General features: G+C 60.8%; 14 protein-coding genes and 1 tRNA gene. 10 read left to right on the top strand and 5 right to left on the bottom strand.

Features of this window, described 5'->3' with window-relative positions; all coding sequences use genetic code 11:
* Positions 1-240 precede the first annotated feature (240 nt).
* Entirely contained in the window at positions 241-909 is a 669-nt protein-coding gene (locus JNM03_RS11540) for a hypothetical protein (protein WP_294036747.1), read from the top strand.
* 69 nt (positions 910-978) lie between these two features.
* Here the strand turns inward: JNM03_RS11540 and JNM03_RS11545 are convergent, their stop codons facing one another.
* Entirely contained in the window at positions 979-3,057 is a 2,079-nt protein-coding gene (locus JNM03_RS11545; RefSeq protein ID WP_294036749.1) for an SIR2 family protein, read from the bottom strand.
* A 285-nt stretch (positions 3,058-3,342) separates the two neighbouring features.
* Between JNM03_RS11545 and yhhA the strand changes: the two genes are divergently transcribed.
* The 7 genes from yhhA to JNM03_RS11580 all read left to right on the top strand — a co-directional run bounded on the left by yhhA (position 3,343) and on the right by JNM03_RS11580 (position 6,842).
* Positions 3,343-3,495 carry a YhhA family cyclophane-containing RiPP gene (gene yhhA, locus JNM03_RS11550; RefSeq protein ID WP_294036750.1) on the top strand — a complete coding sequence of 51 codons (153 nt, stop codon included), beginning with the start codon at positions 3,343-3,345 and terminating at the stop codon, positions 3,493-3,495.
* A 13-nt stretch (positions 3,496-3,508) separates the two neighbouring features.
* On the top strand, positions 3,509-4,633 hold the full coding sequence (gene yhhB / locus JNM03_RS11555; protein WP_294036751.1) for a cyclophane-forming radical SAM/SPASM peptide maturase YhhB: 1,125 nt from the start codon (positions 3,509-3,511) through the stop codon (positions 4,631-4,633).
* Positions 4,630-5,211, top strand: coding sequence for a cyclophane-containing peptide 2OG-Fe(II) oxygenase YhhC (gene yhhC, locus JNM03_RS11560; protein WP_294036753.1), 582 nt, complete (start codon positions 4,630-4,632; stop codon positions 5,209-5,211). The genes yhhB and yhhC overlap by 4 nt, the downstream gene beginning before the upstream one ends.
* 7 nt (positions 5,212-5,218) lie before the next feature.
* A complete protein-coding gene (locus JNM03_RS11565) occupies positions 5,219-5,935 on the top strand; it encodes an HEXXH motif-containing putative peptide modification protein (RefSeq protein ID WP_294036754.1) in 717 nt (238 codons plus the stop codon).
* Between the two features lie 96 nt (positions 5,936-6,031).
* Positions 6,032-6,364: a helix-turn-helix domain-containing protein gene (locus JNM03_RS11570; RefSeq protein ID WP_294036756.1), complete on the top strand. Its 333-nt coding sequence runs from the start codon at positions 6,032-6,034 to the stop codon at positions 6,362-6,364.
* A gap of 22 nt (positions 6,365-6,386) precedes the next feature.
* The gene (locus JNM03_RS11575; protein ID WP_294036758.1) at positions 6,387-6,761 is read left to right on the top strand and encodes a hypothetical protein; all 375 of its coding nucleotides are present in this window, start codon (positions 6,387-6,389) and stop codon (positions 6,759-6,761) included.
* A gap of 7 nt (positions 6,762-6,768) precedes the next feature.
* Positions 6,769-6,842: transfer RNA gene (locus JNM03_RS11580), tRNA-Gly, on the top strand.
* 17 nt (positions 6,843-6,859) lie between these two features.
* On the opposite strand, the gene JNM03_RS11585 is transcribed toward JNM03_RS11580, so the two are convergent.
* On the bottom strand, positions 6,860-7,660 hold the full coding sequence (locus JNM03_RS11585) for a transglutaminase family protein (protein ID WP_294036759.1): 801 nt from the start codon (positions 7,658-7,660) through the stop codon (positions 6,860-6,862).
* Between the two features lie 60 nt (positions 7,661-7,720).
* On the opposite strand from JNM03_RS11585, the gene JNM03_RS11590 reads away from it, so the two are divergent.
* Positions 7,721-8,959: a TCR/Tet family MFS transporter gene (locus JNM03_RS11590; protein ID WP_294036760.1), complete on the top strand. Its 1,239-nt coding sequence runs from the start codon at positions 7,721-7,723 to the stop codon at positions 8,957-8,959.
* Here JNM03_RS11590 and JNM03_RS11595 read toward each other — a convergent pair.
* A complete protein-coding gene (locus tag JNM03_RS11595) occupies positions 8,932-9,693 on the bottom strand; it encodes a molybdopterin-binding protein (protein ID WP_294036762.1) in 762 nt (253 codons plus the stop codon). The genes JNM03_RS11590 and JNM03_RS11595 overlap by 28 nt on opposite strands.
* A 103-nt stretch (positions 9,694-9,796) precedes the next feature.
* Here JNM03_RS11595 and JNM03_RS11600 point away from each other — a divergent pair, with 103 nt between their 5' ends.
* On the top strand, positions 9,797-10,426 hold the full coding sequence (locus JNM03_RS11600) for a glutathione S-transferase family protein (RefSeq protein ID WP_294036763.1): 630 nt from the start codon (positions 9,797-9,799) through the stop codon (positions 10,424-10,426).
* Between the two features lie 135 nt (positions 10,427-10,561).
* On the opposite strand, the gene JNM03_RS11605 is transcribed toward JNM03_RS11600, so the two are convergent.
* Positions 10,562-11,461: a DUF2785 domain-containing protein gene (locus JNM03_RS11605; RefSeq protein ID WP_294036764.1), complete on the bottom strand. Its 900-nt coding sequence runs from the start codon at positions 11,459-11,461 to the stop codon at positions 10,562-10,564.
* Between the two features lie 76 nt (positions 11,462-11,537).
* The gene (locus JNM03_RS11610; RefSeq protein WP_294036765.1) at positions 11,538-12,269 is read right to left on the bottom strand and encodes a Bax inhibitor-1/YccA family protein; all 732 of its coding nucleotides are present in this window, start codon (positions 12,267-12,269) and stop codon (positions 11,538-11,540) included.
* Positions 12,270-12,363 lie beyond the last annotated feature (94 nt).

The following is a 12,363-nucleotide window of genomic DNA, read 5'->3' on the forward strand; positions in this document are numbered from 1 at the left end:
AGGCCGATTCCCGAAAGCTGACTTCAGCGTCGTCCCATGACCGAGCGGCAAGCCAAGCCATATTGGCATTCCCCATGCCGTATCTATATTTAGCTGATGGGCGAATCTAAACAGAAGAGCCGGAGACGCGACCAGATACTCGCCGGCGAATTGCGATGTATATATTGCATGAATCCTCCATCCACAGTCGAACATATGCCTCCCAAGGCTATTTTCCCGAGAAAGCACAGATTGAGCGGCATGGAATACGCTTCGTGCGAGCCGTGCAACCATAACAGTCGAGCTGCCGATACTGCAGCAGCGATCATGGCACGAATCTCACCAACAAATTTCATCGACGCGTTAGAACTGCAGGAGGCTCGCCGCCTGCTGGCAACCATGACTTCGATTGCTCCGCAATTCGTCCGCGAACTGATGGACCCGAGCAAAGTCAGCCCAGTTTGGGAAAAGGGCCGCGATGCCGTTTTTGGACCGAAGCGACGTATCGAGCTTGATGGACCCGTTTCCCACGCGCTCCTGACGGCTTTCGCCGCCAAGATCGGCATGGCGCTATACCGGGAGCACATTGGTCAGCCACTACCCAAAGCTGGGGTCGTGTTCACACAGCACTACCTGAATTCCGGCCTCGTTAGAGGCGAGGCAAAAGCCCTTGTCTCGATGATGCCGGATTCTGGGGAATTGAAGCAGGGTCGAAAGAGTTCGGGCCGACTATTCAATTACCGGTTCAACACCGACGAACGAACGATCGTAGCGGCACTGGTGGCCTTCAACGACAATTTCTTTGTTCGAGTGTTTGCAACCCACGACGAGAGACTGAAATCGACCCTTGGCGATTTTCACGAGCGCCTGCCTGTTCCAGTAGGAGGGCTGCCTGCGCTAGCTAGCATTTGGAATCCCCGGCGAGAATAGTGCGCTCATAATTTTTTCCGTGTCGTTGGACGGCAGTGGCCTTCGCGCTCATGCTTCCTCCGTCGCGGGTTAGCGCATTACTTCCCGCAGGCGATCGAGGCGTGCCTGCGCATCGGCTGCGGCATTGCTGTCTGCATCTGCTTCATAAGCGGCGACGACGCGCTCCATTGCCCGGACGGCTTCGCGGATCGGCGTTTCCTTGAGGGGGCCTTTGCGCTTGAGCTTGGCCAATATCTCATAGTCCGATGCAAGGTTTTTCAACATGCCCGCGAAGTTAGCGTTGGGCTGATTGTGCCACGCATGCTCTACGAGGCTGGTGTGAATGTCGATCGCGTCGGTAATGTCCCCGCGCATGCGGCGCCTAGCCAGTCGTCCGGCATCGGGATCTGTGGTGAGCGTGTCATCAGTATGTGTCGCGAGCGCCTGCGCAAGTCCGTCCCGGGCTTCGACGTATTTTTCTCCGAGTGCACCCGGCTGCTTCAACGCCGCCTGATAAGCCTTGATCACGCCGCGATCGGCGGTACCCGGTTTGGTGAGGGCCCATAACTCCTGCTTCGCCCGGGCCTCATAGAAATTGAGCAGTGCCTTGCCCGATTGAGAGGATTGGGGAATACGCGGCCGCGCCGCGCCGATCACCGCGATGATTTCCTTGAGTCCCTCGATTGTTTCATCGGACGACTGGGCCATGATTTCGAGCCGGTCAAACAAGGCTTCGATCAAGAATTCGGCGTAGCGGACACGATGCTCCACCCTACCGTGCCTGTGGAGATGTTCAAATTCCTTGATCGCTTGATCGATAAGTGAAGTATTGTCGGCAGGATTCTCGTCGAAAGTGTCCTGAAGACTTTGGGCATATAGAAATCGCGCGCGTAGATCGGTTTCCTTGGTCGGCGCCAGCAACTCGGCCGCCTTCTTGAAATCGCCTACGCTTCGCGCCTGCAGGGCGGCGGCGATAGCAAGGCCTTTATTGTGGCGATTCTTTCCCGCGTGATCGATCCTCTCTCGATAGTCGTTGATCAATTCGTCGATTTCGTGATCGCCCCGAAGGGGAAGCCGGTCGCGCTGCTCGACGAGGGCCGCAATCGGATCGGCGACCCACGCAGGCTGGCCTTCGCCGAGTTCGCGCATCAGGCCTTGGAAGAACTTGTCGGCGTCCTGATCGGGAACGAAGAATTTATTCTCGCCGGTCTGGAGTAATGCCTGCGCACGCGGGGAAAACTCACGATAGCTCTTCTCATAGGCCACCCAATAGACGACCATGCGTGGGATCGTCCGTGCGGCGTATTGAAGGAGGTTCATGACTCCTTCCTCGCCGCCCGCATAGCCGACGACGACGAGCACGGTCGCGTGCTTGAGGAGGCTCATCATTACGGTTTGCAAGTTGCGGTCGTCGCCGGTCTCGGTCAGCGCCGTCGGACTGTTCCGCAAATCGTAGGTATGCATTGAGCCGTGTAGATGGACGACCTGCGGCCAAGCTGGGGTAGGGGAGATACGAGTCAGCGACTCGAGGCCATCTGCGACAACGGGAGTAATTCCGGTCCGAACAATCCCCTCGAGCGCTAACTGATCGAAATTAGTTGTCAGTACGGTGTGTACATAGCGTTGCTGGACGAGGGTGCCGAGACACGCATGCGCCCAGTTCATCCCGTGCTCGCGCTCTTCGATGATCCGCGATATGATTTCGCGCTGTTGGTTCGGGCTTTTGAGATGTTCCGCAAATAAATAGGTGTACAGCGCCGCCCAGTCACCTTGGCCGCTGGCAAGCTCGAAGCGGGAAGGGATGATCCCGCGCCCGATCAGAAATTTTAGCGCCTTGCCAGAATCGCTGAATTCGCTCGCGGGAGCCTGTCCCACCGAATATCGCCGGGCGAGGACGCAAATGCATCGCTCGGCAACGCTCGATGCTAAGGGAATCTTCGCGCTTGCCGAACAGCCGGCGCCGAGCAGAAATATCGCACGACCCCGCCGGCCGGAAAGCTCGCCTACGTCGAGAAGCGGCCTCTCTTCCCTGGAGGTCTTGGGCGGCTCTATATCGCGTGCGAGGCGCAAGTCACGCGCGAGTTGCTTAACGGTGCGAGCCTTCAGTCCGGGGCGATTATCATCGCTGGTGCCGACACTATCCCAATCCATATCAAAAACCGCCCCCATATTCGACGCGTTGATGCGTTCTTCATATGCTGAAATTCGCTAGCAATTTGACGTATTTCATCAGGGCGTGTCAATCTGTGCGGTGTGATGCCTGCATTTAAAGATAAATCTTATTTTATATATTAGATAGTTTTTTATTTACTCATAGATACGAGGTGAATCGGCATATTGATTTCAAATTATTTTTAATATATGCATGATATTCGCGCTAAATATATATTTCTCGATTTTTCGTGCGCCCGCTAATTTTCATGATATGCTACCGGGCAGCTTAGGAGATTCGTCATGCAAGTTCGCACCAATGCTAATCGTCCACTCGACGTTCGAGGCGAGGCCCTCGGAAGCGCCGTGCTGGCGCGGCTGATCGAAGAAGTCCGAAACGAGGAGAAGGGCGTCGCCCGTAGCTACGACCGGACGCACAACCGGCACAATCGCTGACAAGCGTTTTTCGATGACGGTAATCGATACCGTTCTGTTGAAGGTGGCAAGCAGGTGCAATCTTAATTGCACCTATTGCTACGTATTCAATATGGGCGACACTGGCTGGGAGCGGCAGCCCAAGCGCCTAGGCGACGCGGTAGCCGCGCGAATCGTCGAGCAGCTTGGCGACCTGTATCGGTATCAAGGGCGGCCCTTCAGCATCGTCTTGCACGGCGGCGAGCCCCTCATGCTCGGTCGCGATCGGCTTGAGGCTCTTTTCTCGGCCCTACATGAAGAAATACCGGCGTGTGGCCTGCACCTGCAGACTAATGGGACGCTGCTCGACGACAGGATTCTCGACCTGTGCGCGCGTTTTGGGGTCGGAATCTCGATCAGTCTCGACGGCCCTGAAGCGGTGACCGATCGCTTCCGCATCGATCACAAGGGAAAGGGGTCTTTCCAGCGCGTTCACAAAGCGGTTGAGCATATCCGGCGACATCCGAAGGCGAGTCAGCTCTTCTCCGGCATGCTGGCGGTCGTCGATCCCGAAACGAACGCGCGCGAAATCTATGATTTCTTCAAGGGTACGGGCACGCCGAGCGTCGATTTCCTTTACCGCGACGGTAATCACGACCAGTTGCCCTTCGGCAAAGCCTCTTTCGAATCCACCGAATATGGCCGATGGATGTGCGACTTGATCGACGCTTATCTCACCGACCCGACGCCGCCCCGGATCCGAGTCGTCGACGACATGATCAAGCTCCTACTCGGCGGCGCGGCGCGGAAAGAAGGCGTAGGCCTGTCGGATTATGGCATCATGGTGATCGACACCGACGGCACGATTTCAAAGAATGATACGCTCAAGAGTACGACGAATGCGGGCGACGTCTTCTCGGAAAACTGGTCGGTCGTGCGCGACCGGCTGGTCGATGTTGTGCGGTCGAGGGAGTTCCGCGACTATCATGAAAGCCAGCGCCCGATATCTTCGGTCTGTAGGACATGCGCTGATCTTGCGGTCTGCGGTGGAGGCATGCCGACGCATCGCTTCAGCGCCAAGCGCGGCCTCGACAATCCGTCAGTCTTTTGTTCTGATCAAAAAATGGTCGTCGCACGCCTTCGCCAATGGTTGAAGCCTCACGAGGGGAAGGCGGCATGATTAGCCTCTCAGCCCCGGATTTCGTCGAAAGCGCGCCCTTTCGGCATTGCGGATGGGATGGGTTCTTTCCTGCCGCCGAAGCTGATGCGGTGCTAGACTGGCTGGAAGCCGACGCGCCATGGCGCCTCCGGATCGAGAGCTTCTACGAGCAGCATGAGTTCAGCTTGCTCAATGCGCCGCCGCCGGCCGAGTTGGAAACGCTCGTGTCGAGGGATACGGTATCGCAACTCGCGGGTCACCTCGAACAGTTGTTCGAACTTGATCGCTGTCTCGTCTTGGTAGACGTGTCGGCGCACCGGCTGACCGCTGGCCAGACTATCCGCGTACACAATGATTATCTGGGCCCGGAGGAAACGCATCGGCTGCTCATCCAGTTCAATCGCGGCTGGTCGATCGACAATGGGGGCCTGCTGATGCTGTTTGGGAGCGACGCGGCAGACGATGTTCGCAGTGCGCTGCTGCCAATGCACGGTAGTGCATTCGCCTTTGAAATCTCATCGCAATCATTTCACGCAGTCTCGACGATCAAAAGCGGCGAGCGCTACACACTCGTGTACACGTTTCGAACCCATGACTGACCTCGCAGTGATTGCGGCGCCTTGGGCGCTGCACGTCCAAGGAGAGGCCGCTGAGGCGCGCAAGCTGGATCGCCTCGAAACGATGCCCGATAATGTGCCGACCGAGGCCGCGCGCATTTTTCGGCAGTTGAACCTTGAGCTGACTCCCCGCACCGCGGCCGATAATGTGGCACTCGCGAGGGCTGGATCGCTCATTTCCCGGATTCCCGATTTGTGGAACGTCGTGGCCATGCGCGTCAATCGCGTGGCGATCCTGCACTGCGCGGACCAATGTTATGATGTCAGCCATAGCGATCCGGCTTGGCCGGGCCTCATCTGCGTGTCGATGCCGCCTTCGACACCAGTGGGGGACCTTCGGCTAGCGGAAGGCATCATTCATGAGGCGATGCATCACCATCTCTCGGCGGTCGAGGCGACAACTAGCCTCGTTGCGTCAAACCGGGCGGCCTATTCGCCTTGGAAGATGAGCGAGCGACCGGCGAGCGGTGTGCTTCACGGCACGTATGTTTTTGGCTGCATAGCCCATGCACTTGGACGGTTGATCAATGAGGGCCTCCTCGATGCGTCCCAGTCGCTTCACGCGAAAAACCGGATTTCTGAAATAGGAAAAGAGTTAGAATTCATCGACCATGAAATCCTTCTTGCCGCCTTGACCGAGAAGGGTCGGCATGTCCATGCGCTGGCGATCGGCGCGGTACGATCGGTAAGATTTGAGAGCAAATGAACGACGCCGGACGCCCCCGATTTTCCAACCGGTCGTGGTTGGGCTGAACGCGCAGGGATTGATTGGAAACGAATTTTGTTCTCACCCTTCCCGGCGATGTTTGAGGAACTGACGGCGGCGGATCTCGAGCGCCTTCGCGGAACGACCGAAGGATGGTATGTTGAGTATAAGCGGGAGATTCCCCAAGCTTCTTCCATAGCCAAGTCAATCTCGGCGCTCGCCAATACCTATGGGGGCTGGCTTTTTCTCGGTATCGAAGAACTTGCGAAGGACAATGCCGTAGCTGGGGCATTTCCGGGCGTTCCCTGCGCGAACGCCGATGCCGCCCTGCAGCGCATCAGGCAGGCGGTTGCGGATCATATGAATCCTGCCGCATCATTTCGATGCGCGCGCGATCGAAGGCGCCGACGGCGCGAGCTTCGGATCTGATCGCGTCGTAATCGCAATACGCGTGCCTCAGAGCCTCTCGGCCCCGCATGTACATCGCTCGGGGCAAATCTACAGGCGCGTCGCCGACGGCTCCGAGCCGCGACCGGAGAACGACCGCTATCTCCTCGATCAACTTTTCCGTCGTGGAGACGAGCTACGGCGCGAATTCGCCGAGTGGGTCGACCGCGATCCAGAATTCTCCAAGAGCGAAGAAAACATCCCCTTTCTCAGGTTGATGATGATCTGCGATCCATGGCGTGAGGAAACGGCCATCAGCGGCTCACATTGCTTGGCCTCAACCCCATTGACCAGCGCTACAGATCGCGGCAAAGGCAGTGCCTTCGATTGCTCCTGTAAAAAACATTGTAAAAAATGGACCAAAAGAACAGCTAAGTGATTGAAATGCGGGTGTAGCTCAATGGTAGAGCAGAAGCTTCCCAAGCTTACGACGAGGGTTCGATTCCCTTCACCCGCTCCAGCGTTACGACAAGTGCCTCAGGCTTGCCGAACCGGTATGTCCCCTGCGCGCTTCACCTGCACGTCCTGGCTGACGAATTCTATCTCGCGGTAGGCGGTGAGGAAGGCGATGTCGGCGGCGTCGCGGCCGACGCAGATTCGGGCGGCCTCGGTCGGGCACGTCATTCCCGTCGCATCGACCATGTGCCAGTCGCCGTCCAGATAGATTTCGGCGACGGCGTGAAAATCCTGGGGATCGACGCCGAGCGCATACACGCTCGCCATGCGCGCGGGGATATGCGCGGCGCGGGCGAGCGCGATCATCACATGCGCATAGTCGCGGCACACCCCTCGCCGCTCGACGAAGCTGTCGAGCGCGCCAGTCTCTGAATTGCTGGATCCCGAGGCATAGGTGAACCGGCTCTCGATCCAGTCGCGCATCCGGGCGATCTTCGCGCCGCCTTCATGCTCGCCGAAACGACGCTCGACGAACGCATGGAACTTGTTCGACGGACAGTATCGCGATTCATTGAGATAGGGGACGACCGCGGCGGGCAATCGGTGGAGCGGCACGGCGTCGAGACCACGGACGTCGATCCGCGGGCGGTCAATGTCCACCAGCGCGCGATATGCGGCGCGCAGTTCGCCTGCGCTGCGCAGCCACACCGGCTCGCAAATGCCGTCGCTCGCGGGGATGCGCGCCAGATATTCGGGCCGGCCGAGGTCGAGCGCGGCCCGCAGAATGCGCTGGCCGTGCCCGTCGGCCGCCTCGATCTGCAGCATCACATCGACGGGTTCGGGCAGGCGATAATTAAGGGAAGCGGAAATTTCGAGTTTCATCTATCGGCAACGCACGAGGGAGGGATCGGTGGCGCTAGAGACAGCGAAGGCAAAGAACAAGTGACGCCGGGTCGGACCATACCCTTTATCGTCATCACCATCTTCATCGACGCGATCGGATTCGGGATCATCATGCCCGTCCTGCCGCAACTGGTGATGGAGGTCGGCAAGCTCGACCTGCCACATGCGATCGAGATCGGCGCATGGATCGGGCTGGTCATGGCGGTGGCGACGTTTCTGGCCTCGCCGGTGCTGGGCAACCTGTCCGATCGATTCGGGCGGCGGCGCGTGCTGCTGCTTTCGCTCGGCGGGCTTGCCACCGACTATACGCTGCTCGCCATCGTCGGCACCCTGCCCTGGCTGTTCGTCGCGCGTGCGATTTCGGGGGTATTCGGCGGCAGCTACGCCGCGGCACAGGCGGCGATCGCCGACGTGACCCGGCCCGAGCAGCGCGCCCGCAACTTTGGCTTTGTCGGCGCAGCGTTCGGGGTCGGCTTCGTCGTCGGCCCCGCGATCGGCGGCTTTCTGGGCGAGATGAGCCCGCGCGCGCCCTTTGTCGCGGCGGCGATCCTTGCCGCCGCGAACATGCTCTATGGATTGATCATCTTTCCCGAAACACTGTCTCCCGACCGCCGCCGTTCGTTCGACTGGCGCCGCGCCAATCCGCTGGGCGCGCTGCGGACGATGCGCAGCCTGCCGGGCATGGGCGGTATCGCGGTGGTGTTCGTGCTGTGGCAGATCGCCAGCCTCGTCTATCCGATGACGTGGAGCTTTTATTGCATCGCGCAGCTTGGCTGGTCGCCGGGGATGATCGGCGCGAGCCTCGCCGCGGTCGGCGTCGCGATTGCCACCGGTCAAGCGTTCGTCGTCGGCCCCGCGGTCGCCCGGTTCGGCGAACGCGATGCCGCGACGCTGGGGATCTGCGTCGCGGTCGCCGTCTATATCGGCTATGCCTTTACCACGACAACCTGGGGCGCCTTCCTGTTGCTGATCCCGGTCGCACTGCAGGCGCCGGTCCAGCCGTCGCTGATGGCGATGATGTCGCGCCGCGCAACGCCCGAGACGCAGGGCGAGGTGCAGGGGATTTCGGCGATGGCCATGGGGCTGGGCCAGCTCGTCGCGCCGGTGCTGCTCACCGGGACGATGGCCTGGTTCACCGCCGACAAGGCGCCGGTGCATTTTCCGGGTGCCGCATTCATCGTCGCCGCGATTTTCGGCCTGCTTGCCATCGCCATGCTGCGCCGCCTGCCACCCGCGACGCGGGTCGCGGATCAGATGCCGCCGTCGGTCACCGCGTAACCGGCCGCCTCGAACCCCGCGGTCAGCATCCCGACGCAGGCGCCGACCGCATCTCCGTCGGTCGAGCGGATGACGAAGTTCGCGCCGACTTTCCCCTCCCGGAAAAAGGGATAGGAGCCGATCGCAACGCCCGGATGCTCCTTTTCGCCGAGGCGGAGCAGGTCGGCGATCTCGCTTTCGGGGGCCCAGGCGCCAATCGTATGCGCGATCAGCGGCGCCCCGCCCTCCAGCTCGCCGGTCAGCGCATCGAGCATTCCCGCCGTGATGTGCGGGACGCCGGCCATGATGAAGAGATTGCCGATACGAATGCCGGGCGCGCCCGACATCCGGTTCGGGATCAGGTCCGCCCCGTCGGGGACGCGCGCCATGCGCAGCCGCGTCTCGGTCAGTTCGCCGCCGCGCCCCGTATAATAGCTCTCGAGGATCGCGCGCGCGCCAGGGTGGATGACGACCCCGACGCCCAGCGCCTTCGCAACCGCATCGACGGTAATATCGTCATGGGTCGGGCCGATGCCGCCGGTGGTGAAAACATAGTCGTAACGGGCGCGGATCGCGTTCAGCGCATCGACGATCTCCCCCTCGACATCGGGGACGATGCGCACTTCGCGCAGGCGAATCCCCTGAACGTCGAGCCAGGTCGCGATCTGCGATACATTCTTGTCCTGCGTGCGGCCCGACAGGATTTCGTCGCCAATCACCAGCACGGCGGCGGTCCAGATGCGTTCGTCGCTCATCCTCTTGCCATAACCGCAGGCGGTGACAAAACAAGCCCGCTGGAACAACAGATTTGTTTCCTATATGTTCTTTCCCGAATCGCAGAGCCAAGGGAGACCGACGATGGCCGACGACCTGATTTTCTATACCAATCCCATGTCGCGCGGACAGATCGTCCGCTGGATGCTCGAAGAGGTCGGCGCACCCTACACAACCCATATCCTGGGATATGGGACATCGATGAAGGAGGCAGCCTATCTGGCAATCAATCCTATGGGCAAAGTCCCGGCGATCGTCCACGACGGCAAGATCGTCACCGAATGCGCCGCAATCTGCGCCTATCTGGCCGATGCCTTCCCGGCGGCGAGGCTTGCGCCCGCGGCGGCCGACCGGGCCGACTATTATCGCTGGATGTTCTTTGCCGCGGGGCCGGTCGAGCAGGCGATCACCGCCAAGCATTTCGGAATCGATCCCGATGCCGACCAGCAACGCTCGGCCGGGTTCGGAACGCTCGATCATGCGCTCGACGCGCTCGAAAGTGCGGTTGCGGGCAAAGCCTTTGTCGCGAGTGATCGCTTCACCGCGGCCGACGTCTATGTCGGCAGCCAGATCGACTGGGGGCTGCAGTTCGGGACGATCCCCTCGCGGCCAGCGTTCGAAGCCTATGCCGCCGGCCTGCGCGAGCGCGCCGGCTACAAGGCGGCAAAGGCAATCGACAATGCCCTGATCGCCGAGATGCAGGCGGCGCAGTGATGGCGAGGATCGCAGCGCCTGTGCCCTGACGATTCCGGCTTCAACCGCTGAAGCCCGACGATGATCCCCGGTTCAGGCCATTGTCCCGCAGTGGCAGACCGTGCGGCATCTGAGCGCCATCATCATTCCATGCCCCTAAGGCAGCGCCTGCAGCAAGCCGGCCGCAAGCGGCGCGAGGCGTCGGATTCCGGGGTCTTGCGTCTCCGCCGCGCCGACGTAGACGGCGGTGGCGAAAGCGGTGGCGTTATGCACGGCCGCAAGGCCGGCATCGCTTTCATACGCATCCTTCCAGCGCGGGCCGGCATCGGGGTGGAGCGTCTTGAACCATGCCGCCCAGGCTGCGTCATCAATGTCGGCGCGCTTCGCGAGAAACAGCACCGGGCGCGCGAGACGTTGCGGCTCGCCGTGATGATAATAGGGCGAAGCCGCCGGGGCGACCTGCGCCGCGATCGCGCCGAGCAGCAGGTCGGCATCGGCGCGCGCCAGCCGCGAATTGAGCGCGAGCTGGAGCGCAAGGTCCGATCCATGCGCAACACCGTGTCGCCACCCTTCGCCGGGTATGAAACCGCGATAATCGGTCACGCCGCGCAAATAGGCGGCGCCCGTTTCGGCCAGGGCGTGAAGTTCGGCTTCGCTGAGATAGGGCTCGATCCGATCGGCCCGCGCAACCTCCGAAAGCGCGAGCACCGCAAAGGGGCGACGGAAGCCATCGGCATCTTCGGGACCCGCAGCCATGCTGGTCAGCGACGTCAGCGCCTGTCGCATCTGCGCCGCCGTCAAATGGCGTCCACGCAGGCCTTCGGACCAGAGCGTGAAGGCAAAGCCGTCGCGCACCGCCGGATCGGGGTCGCCAAGACAGGTCGCAAGCGCTTCGAGGCCAGTGTCGCCCGCCTTCGCAAAGAAAGTGGCTGCATAAGCCTTGAGATCATTGTCCGCCGGGCGGGCAACGGCGCAGCGCGGCCCATCTTCCCAGGCCATCGCCGGGACGACCAGCAGCGCGGCAACAGCCATCATCGCGACCCGCAGCATCGACATCCCTCCCATCCTTGAAGAAAAAAGGCCTGGCGGATCGCTCCGCCGGGCCCTCTTGTCTTGCGTCTTGTCCGTCCGCTCAGTCGCGGCTGCCCAACAGATTGAGCAGGAAGGTGAACATGTTGACGAAGTCGAGATAGAGCGTCAGCGCGCCCATCACCACCGACTTGCCGACAAAGTCGGTCCCGCGGACGTAGAAATACATGCTCTTGATCTTCTGCGTGTCATAGGCGGTCAGGCCCGCGAAGAGCAGGACGCCGATCGCGCTGATCGCCAGGCCCATCGCGCCCGACTTGAAGAGGAAAGCGTTGAGCAGCATCGCGACCAGCAGGCCGACCACGCCCATGATCAGGAAGGTGCCGAAACCCGACAAGTCCCTCTTGGTCGTGTAGCCATAGAGGCTGAGGCCGAGGAAGGCCGCCGCGGTCGCGAAAAAGGTCTGCGCAATCGAGGTCTGGGTGAAGGCGAGGAAGATCGTGGACATCGACAGGCCCATCACCGCGGCATAGGCCCAGAAGAGCATCTGCGCGGCAGTCGTCGACAGCTTGTTGATCCCGAAGCTCAGCACCATGACGAACGCCAGCGGCGCCAGCGCGACAACCCACATCAGCGGGCTGCCGATCATCGAGGCGGTGAAACCCGAATTATAGGCGAGCATCGCGACGATGCCGGTCAGCAGCACGCCCGAACCCATATAGTTGTAAACAGACAGCATGTACGACCGCAGGCCGGCATCGACGGCCTGATCCATCGCGCTCGCGCTGCCAGGGAAGCCGGACGCCGCCATATTGGGGTCGTTCCAATTAGCCATTGTCATTCTCCATCACCGGCCGGACGATCCGGCCATGCACGCAATATCGGGATTTTTGCCCTCTCTTTCAAGCGAAACCGGACAAGGTGCTGTC

The organism is Sphingopyxis sp. (assembly GCF_016793825.1).
In the GTDB taxonomy this organism is placed as follows: Bacteria; Pseudomonadota; Alphaproteobacteria; order Sphingomonadales; family Sphingomonadaceae; genus Sphingopyxis.

Coding starts and splice junctions, on each gene's coding strand:
- JNM03_RS11600 (WP_294036763.1), top strand. CDS start 9,797: ATGGCCGACGACCTGATTTTCTATACCAATCCCATGTCGCGCGGACAG.
- JNM03_RS11595 (WP_294036762.1), bottom strand. CDS start 9,693: ATGAGCGACGAACGCATCTGGACCGCCGCCGTGCTGGTGATTGGCGAC.
- JNM03_RS11605 (WP_294036764.1), bottom strand. CDS start 11,461: ATGTCGATGCTGCGGGTCGCGATGATGGCTGTTGCCGCGCTGCTGGTC.
- JNM03_RS11585 (WP_294036759.1), bottom strand. CDS start 7,660: ATGAAACTCGAAATTTCCGCTTCCCTTAATTATCGCCTGCCCGAACCC.
- JNM03_RS11545 (WP_294036749.1), bottom strand. CDS start 3,057: ATGGGGGCGGTTTTTGATATGGATTGGGATAGTGTCGGCACCAGCGAT.
- yhhC (WP_294036753.1), top strand. CDS start 4,630: ATGATTAGCCTCTCAGCCCCGGATTTCGTCGAAAGCGCGCCCTTTCGG.
- JNM03_RS11610 (WP_294036765.1), bottom strand. CDS start 12,269: ATGGCTAATTGGAACGACCCCAATATGGCGGCGTCCGGCTTCCCTGGC.
- JNM03_RS11540 (WP_294036747.1), top strand. CDS start 241: ATGGAATACGCTTCGTGCGAGCCGTGCAACCATAACAGTCGAGCTGCC.
- yhhA (WP_294036750.1), top strand. CDS start 3,343: ATGCAAGTTCGCACCAATGCTAATCGTCCACTCGACGTTCGAGGCGAG.
- JNM03_RS11570 (WP_294036756.1), top strand. CDS start 6,032: ATGTTTGAGGAACTGACGGCGGCGGATCTCGAGCGCCTTCGCGGAACG.
- yhhB (WP_294036751.1), top strand. CDS start 3,509: ATGACGGTAATCGATACCGTTCTGTTGAAGGTGGCAAGCAGGTGCAAT.